The sequence below is a fragment of the Arthrobacter sp. FW306-04-A genome (genome assembly GCF_044358315.1).
GTDB lineage: Bacteria > Actinomycetota > Actinomycetes > Actinomycetales > Micrococcaceae > Arthrobacter.
In genome coordinates this window covers 2706569-2720791 of the sequence record NZ_CP084559.1, presented here as the reverse complement: position 1 = coordinate 2720791, position 14223 = coordinate 2706569, and the positions used below count along the sequence as shown (strand labels likewise).

The following is a 14223-nucleotide window of genomic DNA, read 5'->3' as shown; positions in this document are numbered from 1 at the left end:
GCGAGGGCGCGGTGTGGATCAGTTGGGTGAGCCGATTCGCTCCGGTACGCGCTGCATCGGCTCGCGGGCCACGGACCAGCCCACGGCGGAGAGCAGGAGGATGCCGCCGGTTGCGCCGAACGCCCAGCCGTAGCCAAAACCGTCGGCCAGGAGGCCAACCAGAACAGGCCCGACGATTGCTCCGGCATCGGAGGCCATCTGGAACGCCGCCAGTACCTTTCCGCCTGAACGGCCGCGACCGATGATGTCCCCGACGGCGGCCTGCTGGGCAGGGTTCAGCAAACCCGAGCCGAAGCCGGCGACAGCGGAAGCCGCGAAAAACGCGGGAAGACTGCTCGTCAAGCCGATGGTGACAGTGGCCAAGCCTGTGACGATCAGGCCCAGCAGCATCATGGGCTTGCGGCCGAAGCTGTCGGCCAAGCGACCGGAGAAGGTCAGTGCCAGCGCGTTGCCCCCTGCAAACACTGCCAGGGCCCAGCCGGCCGAGCCGGCACCCGCGGCCAGGACAACCACTGCGAACAATGGCACGGTGGCCATGCGCACCCCGAAAGTCGCCCAGCCGTTGCTGAAGCTTGAGAACAGCGCGGCCCGGTAGGCAGAATCGCCCAGGGCCTCTTTCAGTTGCATTGCCGGTCCTGCTGCGCTTCCTTGGCTCGCTCCCTTCGAACTGCCCCTCAGTTGCGTGCGTACAACGAGGGCCGCCAGCACCAGGGTGGCCGCGTAGGCAAGGAATGGGACGCGCAACCCGAACCCGGCAAGCAGTCCACCAACCACAGGACCGAGGACGCTGCCGATCAGGAAGGCAGAAGCGTAAGCCCCGGAGACCCGCCCGCGGCTTTCCGGGGGAGCGAGACGGATCAACAGGCCCATCGCCGCGACCGTGAACATCACGGAACCGGCTCCGCCGAGGCCCCGGAACACCAGCAGCTGCCAGTAGCTTTGGGCGAAGGCGCAGGCCGCAGTGGAGGCCGCCACAATCAGCAACCCCGCGATGTACACGGGACGCTCGCCGAAGCGGCCCATCAAGGCGCCGCCGGCTGGAGCGAATACCAGGCGCATGAAGGCGAAGATACTCACGATCACTGCGGCCGCTGTTGCTCCGACGTCGAACGTGGTGGCGAACTGCGGGAGCACGGGCGCTACGAGACCAAAACCCAGTGCGATCAGGAACGCTGCCACCAACATCACCTTGATGTCCCGAGGCATGGCAGCCTTCGCGGCCCGAGCCCCTTGGTTTGCGCGGGATTTGGGGCTTGCGGTCATCGTGTTGAGGTCCTCCGGGTCGTATCGGTGCGGGGAATGTGGAACTGACGAAACATATCCGTAACAAGGCTGATATGCACCATTTACGTTCGAGAAGTTCTTGTAACAGCCACGCAATCTAAAACCTTCGCAGGTGAAACACTGCCCCGCAAAACTCTTACATAGAACGCAAATGCGTTGGGACAGGCGGCAAAGTCCGCAACAAAGAGCAGAGAGGACGTAGACATGGAATTCAGCGCCGGTCTCGTTTGGCTCCTGGTCGCGTCAGCCTTCGTGCTGTTCATGACCCCGGGCCTGGCATTTTTCTATGGCGGCATGACCCGTGCCAAAGCCGCCCTGAACATGATGATGATGAGCTTCATCGCCATCGGCACAGTGACGATCGTGTGGGTCTTGTGGGGCGCGTCGATGTCCACGAGCAACACTGACAACTTCTTCCAGCTCTTCGCAAACCCGTTCAGCCACTTCGGCCTGCACAACTTCACTGATCCCGCGGACCTCCTCCACGTTGGATACGCGGCCACCTTCGCGATCATCACCGTGGCACTGATCTCCGGTGCAATCGCGGACCGGGCCAAGTTCTCGGCCTGGACGCTCTTCACCCCGATTTGGGCCACCTTGGTCTACGCACCCATGGCTTACATGGTGTGGGGCGGCGGGCTCTTCTCCAAGGACGGCTGGTTCGGCCAGACTTTCGCTCCGGTCATCGACTTCGCCGGTGGCACCGTGGTGCACATCAACGCCGGTGTTGCTGGCCTGATCCTCGTCCTCATCATCGGCAACCGCAAGGGCTTCGGCAAGGATCCGAACCACCGCCCGCACAACGTGCCCCTGGTCATGCTAGGTGCTGCGATCCTCTGGTTCGGCTGGTTCGGTTTCAACGCCGGTGCAGCGGCAACGGTGGAGCAGGCAGGCCTCATCTGGATCAACACCCTCACCGCGCCCGCAGCAGCCATGCTTGGCTGGCTTGTCGTGGAGCGCATCCGTGACGGCCACCCCACCTCGCTCGGAGCTGCTTCGGGTGTCGTCGCCGGTCTGGTCGCCATCACCCCGGCTTGTGCCAACGTTTCCCCGCTCGGCGCCATTGCGCTAGGCATCGCAGCCGGCGTTGCCTCGGCTCTCGCCGTCGGCCTGAAGTTCAAGCTTGGCTACGACGACTCGCTCGATGTCGTGGGCGTCCACCTCGTGTCCGGCGTCATCGGCACAGTGGCCATCGGCTTCCTCGCCACCCCGACCCAGGGTGCAGCCGGCCTGTTCTACGGCGGCGGTACCACCCAGCTGGTTGCGCAGTCACTCGCAGCGCTTTGCTCGATCGTCTTCACCGGCGTCATGACGTTCATCATCGCCTACCCGATCCACAAGCTCATGGGCTTCCGCATCTCCGAACGCCAGGAGATCGCCGGTGCAGACCTCAGCCTGCACGCCGAAACGGCATACGAGTTCGGCGTCGGCGGCCACGGAGGCAGCTTCCAGCCCCTGCACGACCTCATCACCGGCAAGGCATCGGCCGGAGCAACTGACGAAGCATCCGTATCAGGCAAGGAGAGTGTCCAGGCATGAAACTCATCACGGCGATCGTCCGCCCGGAAAAGCTCGACGCCATCCGAGAGGGGCTCGAAGCGTACGGGGTACAGGGACTGACGGTCAGCGCGGCCAGCGGGTACGGCAGGCAGCGAGGTTACACCGAGGTGTACCGCGGAGCCGAGTACAACGTGGATTTGCTTCCGAAGATCCGCGTCGAGGTCCTGGCCACGGATGAGCAGGCGGACGACATCCTCGATGTCCTGATCGCTTCCTCGAACACGGGCCGCGCGGGCGACGGCAAAGTCTGGACCGTGGACGTCTACGAAGCAGTCCGGGTCCGCACTGGCGAACGCGGCGCAGCAGCCATCTAAAGCGCCCAACGCAAAGAGGGGCCGGGTACCTGGAAAGGTACCCGGCCCCTCTTGCATGTCAGCTTCCGCAGGAGCTGAGCCAGCAGTCCGGCCGGCTCAGCGCCCGACGGCGGTGGGCCAGTCCACAGGACCGGAGCCGCCGGCGTCGTACTCTTCAAGCGGCACTGAATCCTTGGCCCAGGCTTTCAGCACGGGCTCAACGATCCGCCAGCAGTCCACGGCAGTGTCTCCGCGGACGGAAAGCAGGGGATCGCCGGTGATGACCCCCTCCAGGACTTCTCCGTAGGGCAGGAGGTCGGAAGCGTTCAGTTCGGAGTTGAGCGTCACGCGATCAAGAGTGAAGATATCCCCGGGGCCGTTGACATCAACGTCGAGCTGCAGAGTGTCCGGACCGAATCCGATGCGCAGCTGGTTGGGGGAGTCCACGCCTTGGAACCCGGACGGCAGATGCGGAACGGGCCGGAAGGTGATGATGGCTTCCTTGCGCGCGCGGCCCAAGGCCTTGCCTGAGCGAAGGATGAAGGGGACTCCCCTCCAGCGCCAGTTGTCGATCGCCACTTCAACTTCCGCGAGCGTCTCGGTGTTCCGGGCGGGATCCACGCCTTCCTCTTCGACATAGTCCGGAACCGGATGCCCACCGCTTCGGCCGGCGCTGTACCGGGCCCTGCGCGTGGTCTTCCGGTAGGGCGCGCCGATGCTGCTCGCACGCAGCACAGTGGCGATCGCGCCGCGGAGATCGCGCTCGCCGATGGTGGCGGGGGCATCAATGGCAAGGAGCGCCATGATGTGCAGCAAATGGCTCTGGATCATGTCCTTCAGGGCGCCGGCGTTGTCGTAGTAGCGCGCACGCCCTTCGAGTGCGAGGTCTTCGTCGAAAATGACCTCCACCTTTTCGATGTGGTCCCGGTTCCACACGGGTTCGAGAAACCTGTTGGCGAAGCGCAAGCCCAGGATGTTCAGGACGGTGGCTTTGCCGAGGAAATGGTCCACGCGGTGGATGTGGTCCTCAGGGACCAAGGCTGCAAGGGTTTTGTTGAGTTCCCGGGCCGAATCCGCACTGGAGCCGAACGGCTTCTCCATCACCAAGCGCGTCCCGGCAGGCAGGTCTGCGGCGTTGATTACTTCGCAGGCCTTTTGGCTGATGTGTGGCGGCAAGGCAAAGTAGACGGCTACCGGTGCTTCGAGTCCGGCCAGCAGCGCGGCGAGCTGGCCATCGGCCGTGACATCCAGCTGGTGGTAGGCGGTGTTGTCCTCCATGGACGCGACTGCTTTCTTCCCTGCGGCATCGGCGTCCTTCCCAGCCTCCCCAAAGGCGCCCCGCACCCGTTTTGTCCATTGCTGGGGGGTCCAGGGGTCGGAGCCGGCTCCCACAAGCTTGAGGCCGTCCGCGAGTCCACTGGCTACAAGCCTGGCAAGGCCTGGCAACAGCAATCGGCCTGTCAGGTCTCCGGAGGCACCTAGGATGAGCAACGTTTTGATTGATGTTTTGCTGGTCACTGTGCCAGCATGCCATCTTGCAGGCGCGTCTTGGTACCCTAGATAGTCGAGTCCCTCAGTTGAGTCAGATTTGTTTGGGGCAGGAATCGTCAAGATGTTGGCGCGCCGGAACGGCCGCCATTCGCAGACCATTGAAAGAAGTGCACGGCGCGTGTTCAATTCACTCTCTGACCGGTTGACAGCAACCTTCAAGAATCTCCGTGGCAAGGGTCGCCTCACCGAGGCCGACGTCGACGCCACCGTCCGGGAGATCCGCCGTGCCCTTTTGGACGCGGACGTTGCCGTTTCCGTGGTCCGCGAGTTCACGGGGCGTATCCGTGAACGCGCCTTGGGTGCCGAGGTTTCCGCTGCCCTGAACCCGAGCCAGCAGATCGTTAAGATCGTCAACGAGGAACTCCAGGAGATCCTCGGCGGCGAGACCCGCCGTATCCGCCTCGCGAAGACCGGCCCCACCATCATCATGCTCGCCGGCTTGCAGGGTGCGGGTAAGACCACCCTCGCCGGCAAGCTGGCCAAGTGGCTCAAGGCCCAGGGACACAGCCCCGTACTTGTTGCCGCCGACCTCCAGCGTCCCAACGCCGTGACCCAGCTCCAGATCGTCGGTGAGCGCGCTGGCGTCCACGTCTTCGCGCCGCACCCCGGTACCACCTCGGACCTGGATATTCCCACGGGCGACCCCGTCGCCGTCGCACGTGCCGGCGTCGACGAAGCCCGCCAGAAGCTGCACGACGTCGTGATCGTGGACACCGCAGGCCGCCTCGGCGTCGACGCCGAAATGATGGACCAGGCGCGCCGTATTCGCCAGGCGATCATCCCGAACGAAGTCCTGTTCGTGATCGACTCCATGATCGGCCAGGACGCCGTCAATACGGCGGTTGCCTTCGATGAAGGCGTCAACTTCACGGGTGTCGTGCTGTCAAAGCTCGATGGCGACGCCCGTGGCGGTGCCGCCCTCTCGGTCGCGTCCGTCACTGGAAAGCCGGTCATGTTCGCGTCCACCGGCGAGGGCCTCGACGACTTCGAACTGTTCCACCCCGACCGCATGGCATCCCGCATCCTGGATATGGGTGACGTTCTTACGCTGATCGAGCAGGCCGAGAAGAACTGGGACAAGGACGAAGCGGCCCGGATGGCGAAGAAGTTCGCCGACCAGGAAGACTTCACCCTGGACGACTTCCTCGCCCAGATGCAGCAGATCCGCAACATGGGCTCCATGAAGAAGATGCTCATGATGATGCCGGGTGCGCAGAACATCCGCCAGCAGCTGGAGCAGTTCGACGAGCGCGAGATCGACCGGGTGGAAGCCATCGTTCGCTCCATGACCCCGCATGAGCGTCTGGCTCCGAAGATCATCAATGGATCCCGCCGGGCCCGCATTGCCCGTGGTTCCGGTGTGCACGTCTCCGAGGTCAACGGCCTCCTGGAGCGTTTCGCGCAGGCCCAGAAGATGATGAAGAAGCTCGCGCAGGGTGGCGGCATGCCCGGGATGCCGGGGATGCCCGGCCTCGGTGGCGGCGGTTCCCGCAAGGGTGGCAAGAGCGCGCCGAAGAAGAAGGCACGTTCCGGCAACCCTGCCAAGGCGGCCCAGGAACTGCGCGACGCCGAGAACAAGCGGGCGAACGCCGTCCCCACCGGCGCGGCTTTCGGTCAGCCCGGCGGCGATTTCGATCCCTCGCAGTTGAACCTGCCCAAGGGCTTTGACAAGTTCCTCGGCGGCAAGTAGCCCTCCCACCCAGGGTTGTCAGTCCCGTGCCATAGGCTGGATGAATGCAAAAGCAGCGCGTTGTGTTCGTCCATGGAGCAGGCACATTCGGCGCTGCGGCTTGGCCGAAGCAACACGGCATGGCGCTGGAGTACGACGCGCTCTTCCTGAAACGCCACGGCTTCGATGCGCAGGCCGAGCCATTGGAATCCGATGTCGCCGCCGATGTGGACATCGTGCTGGAGTGCCTGGGAGCGCGGGAGACCGCGTCATCCTCCGGCCCGGCTCGCGGTGGCCATGTTGTAGCGCACTCCCAAGGCGCGATTTCCGCCATGTTGGCAGCAGTGGAGAGGCCGGACCTGGTCCGCTCCCTCGTGCTGGTGGAACCGGCGTGCCTTTCCTTGACGGCTGAATTGCCCGCCACCGCGGCCTACCGGGCACTCATGGAGCCTTTGTTCGGGGTCCGGCACGAACTCAGCGATGACGATTACCAACGGGAATTCGTCCGCCGGGCGTTTTCCTCCGAGGCGGCAGTCCTCAGTACCCCGGAGGCCAGGCGTACCGCTCGGCGCCTGCGGCTGCAGGCGCCGCCGTGGGAAGCGCCCCTGCACATTGTGCCGGGAGTTCCCACGCTTGTCTTGACCGGTGGTTGGGAACCGCTCTACGAAGAGATCGCCGGCTACCTGCAGGAAACCGGCGCCCTCCGCCGCGTCGCGGCAGGAGGACACCGGCCTCATGACTCGGTCGAAGGAGACCGGATCATCCGCTCCTTCATCGCGGACGTCAGCCGCGCCGGATCAGTTCAAGCTTCCTGATCAGCTCAGGCTTCCTGACTTCGCTGCCGTTTTTCCCGCGGGAACCTCAAGCTCGGGCAAGTAGACCTTGCCTCCCGATGCCAGGAACTCCTCGCTCTTTTCGCGCATGCCGCTGTACATTTCCGCGATGGCCGCTTGGGAATCCGCTGAACCGTATTCATCGCGGATGTCCTGGCTGATGCGCATGGAGCAGAATTTCGGCCCGCACATGGAGCAGAAATGCGCCGTCTTGGCTGGTTCGGCCGGGAGCGTCTCGTCATGGAATGACTCTGCCGTCACTGGGTCCAGGGAGAGCGCGAATTGGTCGCGCCAGCGGAACTCAAAGCGGGCCTTGGACAGGGCATCGTCGCGTTCGTGTGCGCCTGGGTGTCCCTTGGCGAGGTCGGCGGCATGGGCCGCGATCTTGTACGTGATCACACCAGTCTTGACATCGTCCTTGTTTGGCAGGCCCAAGTGCTCCTTGGGCGTGACGTAGCAAAGCATCGCGGTTCCGTAGCGGGCAATCTCCGTAGCGCCGATCGCCGAGGTGATGTGGTCGTAGCCCGGGGCCACGTCGGTGACCAGGGGGCCCAAGGTGTAGAAGGGGGCGCCCTTGCACAGTTCCTGCTGGCGTTCCACGTTTTCCCGCACCAAGTGGAACGGAATGTGGCCGGGCCCCTCGACCATGACCTGAACGTCAAATTCCCAGGCCCGCAGGGTCAGCTCCGCCAAGGTGTCGAGCTCGGCGAACTGCGCGGCGTCGTTGGCGTCCGCCGTCGCTCCCGGGCGCAGCCCGTCGCCGAGAGAGAACGCGACGTCGTACTTGGCGAAGATTTCGCAGAGTTCGTCGAAATGGGTGTAGAGGAAGTTCTCTTCGTGGTGGGCCAGGCACCAGCCCGCCATGATGGAGCCGCCGCGGGAAACGATGCCGGTCACGCGGTTGGCGGTCAGCGGAACGTAGCGCAGCAGCACGCCGGCGTGGATGGTCATGTAGTCCACGCCCTGCTCGCATTGTTCAATGACGGTGTCACGGAAGATTTCCCACGTGAGCTTGTTGGCTTCGCCGTTGACCTTCTCCAAGGCCTGGTAGATCGGCACGGTGCCGATCGGCACAGGGGAGTTGCGGATTATCCATTCGCGGGTGGTGTGGATGTCGTCGCCTGTGGACAGGTCCATGACGGTGTCTGCGCCCCACTGCGTGGCCCACTGCAGCTTGTCCACTTCTTCGGCGATGGAACTTGTGACGGCCGAGTTGCCGATGTTGGCGTTGATCTTCACGAGGAAGGCCTTGCCGATGATCATCGGTTCGGATTCGGGGTGGTTGATGTTGTTGGGAATGATGGCCCTGCCGGCGGCAACTTCGCTGCGGACCAGTTCAACATCGCAGTTTTCGCGAAGTGCCACGAACTGCATCTCGGGCGTGACGATGCCCTGCTTGGCATAGTGCATCTGAGTGACCGTCTTGCCTTCGACGGCACGGCGAGGCACCGGCTGTGCGCCCTTCCACTCCGCGGAGGCGGCGCCGCGCCGCACGGCCGACTTGCCGTCGTCGAGCAGGTTCCGTTCACGGCCGCCGTATGCCTCGGTGTCGCCGCGGGATTCGATCCACTCGCTGCGGAATGGCTCAAGGCCGACCACCGGATCGCTCCCCGGCCCTGCGGTGCGGTACACCTGGAAGGGTGCGTTGGCCTCGCCGTTCGGGGATGGTTCCAGCGCGATTTCCGTCACCGGAACCCGGATTCCCGTCTCGGCATCCTCAAGGAATGCGAGGGAATGCGACTTGAGGGACTGGGTCACTTCCTGCCCTGATCCGCTTTGGATAGGGCTCAACTGTGTTTCTTTGGTGCTCAAAGGATTACTCACTTCCTTCGCCGGCATTACCCGGACAGGTTCAACGGTCGCAGGCTGCGTCAGCCCGATCTCAGCCCTTGCAAGGGCTCCCGTGTGGTCGTAGACGAAGCTACCACAGCCGTTGGTTCTTCGGACAGATGTGACCGAGCAGGCGATCGCCAGCGGAGCTTAAAGTGGAGGCATGCCAGAAATCATCGAGTTCAGCGGCACCATCCTTACAGGGCCGAAGGATGAACGGAGCGGGCTCTGGTCCGTCGACGGCCGGCTGACCTTTGTCCGCCCCCCTGCCAAGCCGAACGTCGTCCTGGACGGATGGGTGCTGCCCGGCCTGGTGGACGCCCATTGCCATGTCGGTTTGGGCAAGGGCGGGGCCGTGGATGAGGAGACCGCGCGCCTTCAGGCAACGGCGGACCGGAACGCCGGAACGCTTTTGATCCGCGACGCCGGCTCGGCAAGCGATACACGCTGGCTTCAGAACCAGCCGGATATGCCGAGGATCATCCGAGCGGGCCGGCACATCGCCAGGCAGCGGCGGTATATCCATGGGCTGGCCGAGGAAGTTGAGCCGGAGGATCTGGTGGAGGCGGTGCGCAAGCAGGCCCGGTCCGGCGACGGGTGGGTCAAGATCGTAGGAGATTGGATCGACCGCTCCGCCGGGGACTTGGGTCCGTCCTTTCCGGCCGCCACCGTCAAGGACGCTGTCGCAGCCGCACACGAGGAGGGAGCCCGCGTGACGGCTCATTGCTTCGCCGAAGAAACCATTGATGACATGCTCGACGCCGGCATCGACTGCATCGAGCACGCCACCGGTTTGTTGCCGCACCACATTCCGCGACTTCTCGATCAGGGAGTGCCGATCGTCCCGACGCTCATCAACATTGCCACGTTCCCGGACATCGCCAGGCTGGCTGAAGCGAAGTTCCCGCGCTATGCCGATCACATGACCAGGCTCTGGGAACGCCGGCATGGGTGCGTCCGGGAGGCCTTCGACGCCGGGGTGCGGGTGTATGCCGGGACCGACGCAGGCAGCGTCATCAAACACGGCCGCATCGGCGAGGAAATCCTCGAGCTTCACCGGGCCGGATTGCCGACGGGGGCTGCGCTCGATGCTGCCTGCTGGTCCGCTCGGGAATGGCTCGGCATGGATGGCGTCAGAGAAGGCGCCAGTGCCGACGTCGTGCTGTACGAGAAAGATCCCCGGGCCTTCCTGGACGTCGTGTTGAAACCGAAGACCATCGTGCTCAGGGGGCATATTTCAGGAAGCGGCAGGCATTTGGAATAAATTGAAGCTTCAAGTAATTTAGATAGATAGAGGTTGCCGAAGGGCGGCGCCACAAAAGCCGGGAGTTTCACATGACCACCACATCCAGCCAGGACCTCCTTCCTGCCGAACTCACCATGGGTACCGTCATGCTCAAGGTGGGGGACATGAAGCTCATGAGCGACTACTACCAGCGGGCCCTCGGGCTGGACGTCGTTGCCGAACAGGACGGCGGACTCTACTTCGGCAGGGTCGGCAAGCCGCTGGTGCACTTGGCCCCGGCCTCCGGACTCCAGATCCCGGGCCGCGGAGAAGCTGGACTCTTCCACACAGCTTTGCTCTTCGAGGACCAGTCCTCGCTCGCCGCCACCGTTGCCTCCGCCGCGCAGTACGAGCCCCACGCATTCGTCGGCAGTGCCGACCACCTGGTCAGTGAAGCCTTCTACTTCACCGATCCCGAGGGCAACGGCATCGAGCTCTACTACGACAAGCCACGCGAAGGCTGGGAATGGAACGGCAGTTCGGTTGTCATGGACAGCCTGCCCCTCCCGCCGCAGCGCTACCTCCAGCAGTACCTGAGCGAAGCAGCGGTGACCGGCCAGCATGAGGCGGGCGCCGGCGTCGGGCACGTCCACCTGCAAGTGGGCGACGTGCAGACCGCCCACGATTTCTACGTGGACACCTTGGGCTTCGAGAAAACCGCCGGTTGGCACGGGCAGGCGTTGTTCGTCTCCGCAGGCGGCTACCACCACCACATGGCGATGAATGTCTGGAATAGCCGTGGCGCGGGCCCGCGAAAGGACACGCTGGGTCTGGGCGAGGTTGTGATTGAAGTGCCGGCAGGGAACGACGTCGGTGCGCTCGCTGACCGCCTTAGGGTTGCCGGTATTGCTTCCCACCACACCGGGCTGGAGTTGCGTTTCGAGGACCCGTGGCGGAACCGGCTGCGGGTCGCTGTCCGCTAGCGTCCAACTTGCTCCCCGACTTCGCTCGGCTCAGCCGGGGACCCCTCGCAAGTTAGACTTGGGACCACACTGCGTGGCGCACCTTTTCGCCCACGCCGCAGCTCCGTCGGCACGAATGAATGAGGGTAGTTTCCATGGGCTTTGCTGAAATCTTTGTTGCCACCCACGATGAAGCACTGAAGAGGGCTGCTGCCCTGGAGAAGGGCGGCGACGTTTCCGGCGCCGCGGTACGGATCCCGGGAATCAGCGATTTCGAGGTAGAACAGCTCGGCGACCTGGCGGGCACTGCCGTGCACGCGGGCGGCGCTGACTACGAGTTGGCCCTGGTGGATGTGACCAGTGACGCGTTGCTGGGTGTTCCCGAAGCCATGGTGCGTGCGTTGTCCGAGCTTCTCAGCTATGAGACTGAGGGCGAAGGCAGCGTCCTCGACGACGTCGCCGAGCTCTGGGCAGCCCAAGAGGATATGCCCTTCGATGCCCAGCAGTCCCGCCTTTATGTCCAGCAGTTGGCGGCACTCGCCAGCGACGTCGAAAAGGCCGAGCGCGCTGGTCTTTACGTTTGGTCAGCCGAGCAGTAATTCCGCAGGAAACCCGCCGCACGGGCCCGTAGTTCGAAATACCGTCGGCCATCTGGCACAATGGACAGGTACTCGATCCGCGCGGCCCCTCTCTCCGTGTGTGCATCTTGTCCTTCGAACCCTCAAGTATGGCCCGCCCCACGGGTGCAGAACGACGGGCTCAACCCCGTTTCAGAAACAGGAGTGACCACAAAAGTGGCCGTTAAGATTCGCCTTAAGCGCTTCGGTAAGATGCGCGCACCGTACTACCGCATCGTCGTCATGGACTCCCGCTCCAAGCGCGATGGCCGTGCGATCGAAGAGATTGGCAAGTACCACCCCACTGAAGAGCCCTCGTACATCGAGGTCACCTCCGAGCGTGCACAGTACTGGCTGTCCGTCGGCGCCCAGCCGACCGAGCAGGTTGCTGCGATCCTCAAGATCACCGGTGACTGGCAGAAGTTCAAGGGTCTCCCGGGCCAGGAAGGCACGCTGAAGACCAAGGTCGCCAAGCCTGCTTTCGTTGCTCCGGAGAAGGGTTCCGTCATCATCCCGGAAGCCATCACCAAGAAGGCCAAGCAGTCGGAAGCTACTGAAGCTCCCGCTGACGCTGAAGCAGAGACCACCGAGGCTGAGTAAATTGCTGGCAGAAGCGCTCGAACACCTGGTCCGTGGGATCGTTGACAGCCCTGAGGATGTCAAGGTCAGTGCCAAGAACAACCGCCGGGGGGAATCCCTCGAGGTACGTGTTCACCAGGACGACCTCGGACGGGTAATCGGACGCCAGGGCCGTACTGCACGCGCTTTGCGCACGGTGATTGCGGCATTGGCAGCCGGCGAGCAGGTCAGGGTCGACGTTGTCGACACCGACCGTCGCCGGTAACGCGCCCAGCAATACTTGTCTTAGATCCGGCCCCTTCACCAGATTATGGTGGAGGGGCCGGATTGTTTTACGACCAAACTCCAGCATTGGCCCCGAATCCGGTCCCAGCGAAGAAATCAGAGGAATCCCATGCAGCTCCAGGTTGCCCGAATCGGCAAGCCCCACGGAATCCGCGGCGAAGTCACCGTCCAAGTGCTCACTGACGCGCCCGGCGATCGTTTTGCCCCGGGGACCGAATTCGTGGTGGAGCCCGCAAAGGCCGGTCCTTTGACCATCAGCAGCGCGCGGTGGAACAAAGACATCCTCCTGCTCGGATTCGAGGGGATCTCCACCCGCAACCAGGCCGAGGAAATCCGCGGCGCGAAGCTCTTCATCGAGACGGAAGAACTGGACGAGGACGACGACGAAGGCTGGTACGAGCACGAACTCGTCGGCCTCGAAGTCCGTGTCGGTTCCCAGGCCGTGGGCAAGGTGACCGCACTCAATACCATGCCCGTCCAGGACCTGCTGGTGATTGAAGACGCGGATGGCAAGGAGATCCTGGTGCCCTTCGTCGAAGAGATCGTGCCCGAGGTCAACGTCGAGGGCGGCTACGTACTTCTCACGCCTCCGCCGGGCCTCTTCGAGCTGAACACGGACTCATCCGCCGACGACGATGCCGAGGACACCGAAGACAAGGACGATGCCTAGATGCGCATCGACGTCGTCAGCATCTTTCCGGAGTACCTGGCGCCCCTTGAACTATCCCTCATAGGCAAGGCTCGCCAGGATGGACTCCTGGAACTGAAGGTCCATGACCTACGGACCTTCACCACGGACAAGCACCGCACCGTGGACGACACTCCGTACGGTGGAGGGGCAGGAATGGTCATGAAGCCCGAGCCTTGGGCCCAGGCCTTGGAGTCCATTGCCGTTGCGCGGCTTGCTGCAGGGGAAAGTGCCGCGGCTCAAGGGGATCCTTCGCAGGACGAGCCCGCGAAGAAGCCGGTCCTGATTGTCCCATCGCCGGCGGGGGAGCGCTTCAACCAGGCCCTTGCTTACGAGCTCGCCGAGGAAGAACGGCTCGTTTTCGCCTGCGGGCGCTATGAAGGCATCGACGAACGCGTCATGGAGTGGGCGGCCGAACACTTCACGGTCCGTCCGGTCAGCCTGGGCGATTATGTCCTCAACGGCGGCGAGGTCGCAGTCTTGGCCATGGTCGAGGCGATCGGGCGGTTGCTTCCGGGCGTCGTCGGCAACCCCGAATCCCTGGTGGAGGAATCCCATTCGGACGGCCTGTTGGAGTACCCGGTCTATACGAAGCCCTCATCATGGCGCGATCGTGACGTGCCTGCCGTCCTCTTGAGCGGCAATCACGGCAAGATCGCCCAGTGGCGTCGCCACGAACAGTTCCGCCGGACCGCGGAACGCCGCCCGGATCTGCTGGCAGAGTTCGACGCCGGCGGCCTGACACGCGCGGACCGCACGGCTTTCGGAGAACTGGGGTACGACGTCGTCAACGGCCAGTTGCGGCACCGCCCTGACGACGACGGCCCGGCCTGAGCCTGCCGCCGTC

At 63.8% G+C, this 14223-nt stretch carries 14 protein-coding genes and 1 riboswitch; of the genes, 11 read left to right on the top strand and 3 right to left on the bottom strand.

The genetic code is table 11. The annotated features are described in order from the left end of the window. Positions 1-18: 18 nt before the first annotated feature. Positions 19-1263 (bottom strand): MFS transporter, encoded by a 1245-nt coding sequence (locus tag LFT43_RS12505; protein WP_395797216.1) that lies wholly within the window; start codon positions 1261-1263, stop codon positions 19-21. 225 nt (positions 1264-1488) lie between these two features. Here LFT43_RS12505 and LFT43_RS12500 point away from each other — a divergent pair, with 225 nt between their 5' ends. Then, positions 1489-2823, top strand: coding sequence for an ammonium transporter (locus LFT43_RS12500; protein ID WP_395797214.1), 1335 nt, complete (start codon positions 1489-1491; stop codon positions 2821-2823). Beyond that, a complete protein-coding gene (locus LFT43_RS12495; protein WP_028264639.1) occupies positions 2820-3158 on the top strand; it encodes a P-II family nitrogen regulator in 339 nt (112 codons plus the stop codon). The genes LFT43_RS12500 and LFT43_RS12495 overlap by 4 nt, the downstream gene beginning before the upstream one ends. A gap of 96 nt (positions 3159-3254) precedes the next feature. Here the strand turns inward: LFT43_RS12495 and LFT43_RS12490 are convergent, their stop codons facing one another. Then, positions 3255-4655: a glucose-6-phosphate dehydrogenase gene (locus LFT43_RS12490; RefSeq protein WP_395797212.1), complete on the bottom strand. Its 1401-nt coding sequence runs from the start codon at positions 4653-4655 to the stop codon at positions 3255-3257. A gap of 151 nt (positions 4656-4806) precedes the next feature. Here LFT43_RS12490 and ffh point away from each other — a divergent pair, with 151 nt between their 5' ends. Both ffh and LFT43_RS12480 read left to right on the top strand, forming a co-directional pair. Further along, entirely contained in the window at positions 4807-6378 is a 1572-nt protein-coding gene (gene ffh, locus LFT43_RS12485; protein WP_395797210.1) for a signal recognition particle protein, read from the top strand. Positions 6379-6422: 44 nt separating this feature from the next. Then, positions 6423-7172 (top strand): alpha/beta hydrolase, encoded by a 750-nt coding sequence (locus LFT43_RS12480; RefSeq protein ID WP_395797208.1) that lies wholly within the window; start codon positions 6423-6425, stop codon positions 7170-7172. Here LFT43_RS12480 and thiC read toward each other — a convergent pair whose 3' ends face one another. Beyond that, positions 7173-9002 carry a phosphomethylpyrimidine synthase ThiC gene (gene thiC, locus LFT43_RS12475; protein WP_395797206.1) on the bottom strand — a complete coding sequence of 610 codons (1830 nt, stop codon included), beginning with the start codon at positions 9000-9002 and terminating at the stop codon, positions 7173-7175. Then, positions 8998-9105: riboswitch (TPP riboswitch) on the bottom strand. (Overlaps the previous gene by 5 nt.) Before the next feature lie 78 nt (positions 9106-9183). Here thiC and LFT43_RS12470 point away from each other — a divergent pair. From LFT43_RS12470 to trmD, 7 genes are all read left to right on the top strand, one after another. Beyond that, positions 9184-10284, top strand: a complete 1101-nt coding sequence (locus LFT43_RS12470; protein ID WP_395797204.1) for an amidohydrolase family protein — start codon at positions 9184-9186, stop codon at positions 10282-10284. A gap of 71 nt (positions 10285-10355) precedes the next feature. Continuing rightward, positions 10356-11228 (top strand): VOC family protein, encoded by an 873-nt coding sequence (locus tag LFT43_RS12465; protein WP_395797202.1) that lies wholly within the window; start codon positions 10356-10358, stop codon positions 11226-11228. 134 nt (positions 11229-11362) lie between these two features. Then, the gene (locus LFT43_RS12460; protein ID WP_395797200.1) at positions 11363-11806 is read left to right on the top strand and encodes a hypothetical protein; all 444 of its coding nucleotides are present in this window, start codon (positions 11363-11365) and stop codon (positions 11804-11806) included. A gap of 195 nt (positions 11807-12001) precedes the next feature. Next, positions 12002-12424 (top strand): 30S ribosomal protein S16, encoded by a 423-nt coding sequence (gene rpsP / locus LFT43_RS12455; RefSeq protein ID WP_395797198.1) that lies wholly within the window; start codon positions 12002-12004, stop codon positions 12422-12424. 1 nt (position 12425) lies between these two features. Further along, positions 12426-12668 carry an RNA-binding protein gene (locus tag LFT43_RS12450; protein ID WP_395797196.1) on the top strand — a complete coding sequence of 81 codons (243 nt, stop codon included), beginning with the start codon at positions 12426-12428 and terminating at the stop codon, positions 12666-12668. A 129-nt stretch (positions 12669-12797) separates the two neighbouring features. Then, the gene (gene rimM, locus LFT43_RS12445) at positions 12798-13358 is read left to right on the top strand and encodes a ribosome maturation factor RimM (RefSeq protein ID WP_395797194.1); all 561 of its coding nucleotides are present in this window, start codon (positions 12798-12800) and stop codon (positions 13356-13358) included. Then, a complete protein-coding gene (trmD, locus tag LFT43_RS12440; RefSeq protein ID WP_395797192.1) occupies positions 13359-14210 on the top strand; it encodes a tRNA (guanosine(37)-N1)-methyltransferase TrmD in 852 nt (283 codons plus the stop codon). The last annotated feature ends 13 nt before the right edge of the window (positions 14211-14223 follow it).

Coding starts and splice junctions, on each gene's coding strand:
- LFT43_RS12505 (WP_395797216.1), bottom strand. CDS start 1,263: ATGACCGCAAGCCCCAAATCCCGCGCAAACCAAGGGGCTCGGGCCGCG.
- LFT43_RS12500 (WP_395797214.1), top strand. CDS start 1,489: ATGGAATTCAGCGCCGGTCTCGTTTGGCTCCTGGTCGCGTCAGCCTTC.
- LFT43_RS12495 (WP_028264639.1), top strand. CDS start 2,820: ATGAAACTCATCACGGCGATCGTCCGCCCGGAAAAGCTCGACGCCATC.
- LFT43_RS12480 (WP_395797208.1), top strand. CDS start 6,423: ATGCAAAAGCAGCGCGTTGTGTTCGTCCATGGAGCAGGCACATTCGGC.
- LFT43_RS12470 (WP_395797204.1), top strand. CDS start 9,184: ATGCCAGAAATCATCGAGTTCAGCGGCACCATCCTTACAGGGCCGAAG.
- LFT43_RS12465 (WP_395797202.1), top strand. CDS start 10,356: ATGACCACCACATCCAGCCAGGACCTCCTTCCTGCCGAACTCACCATG.
- LFT43_RS12460 (WP_395797200.1), top strand. CDS start 11,363: ATGGGCTTTGCTGAAATCTTTGTTGCCACCCACGATGAAGCACTGAAG.
- rimM (WP_395797194.1), top strand. CDS start 12,798: ATGCAGCTCCAGGTTGCCCGAATCGGCAAGCCCCACGGAATCCGCGGC.
- trmD (WP_395797192.1), top strand. CDS start 13,359: ATGCGCATCGACGTCGTCAGCATCTTTCCGGAGTACCTGGCGCCCCTT.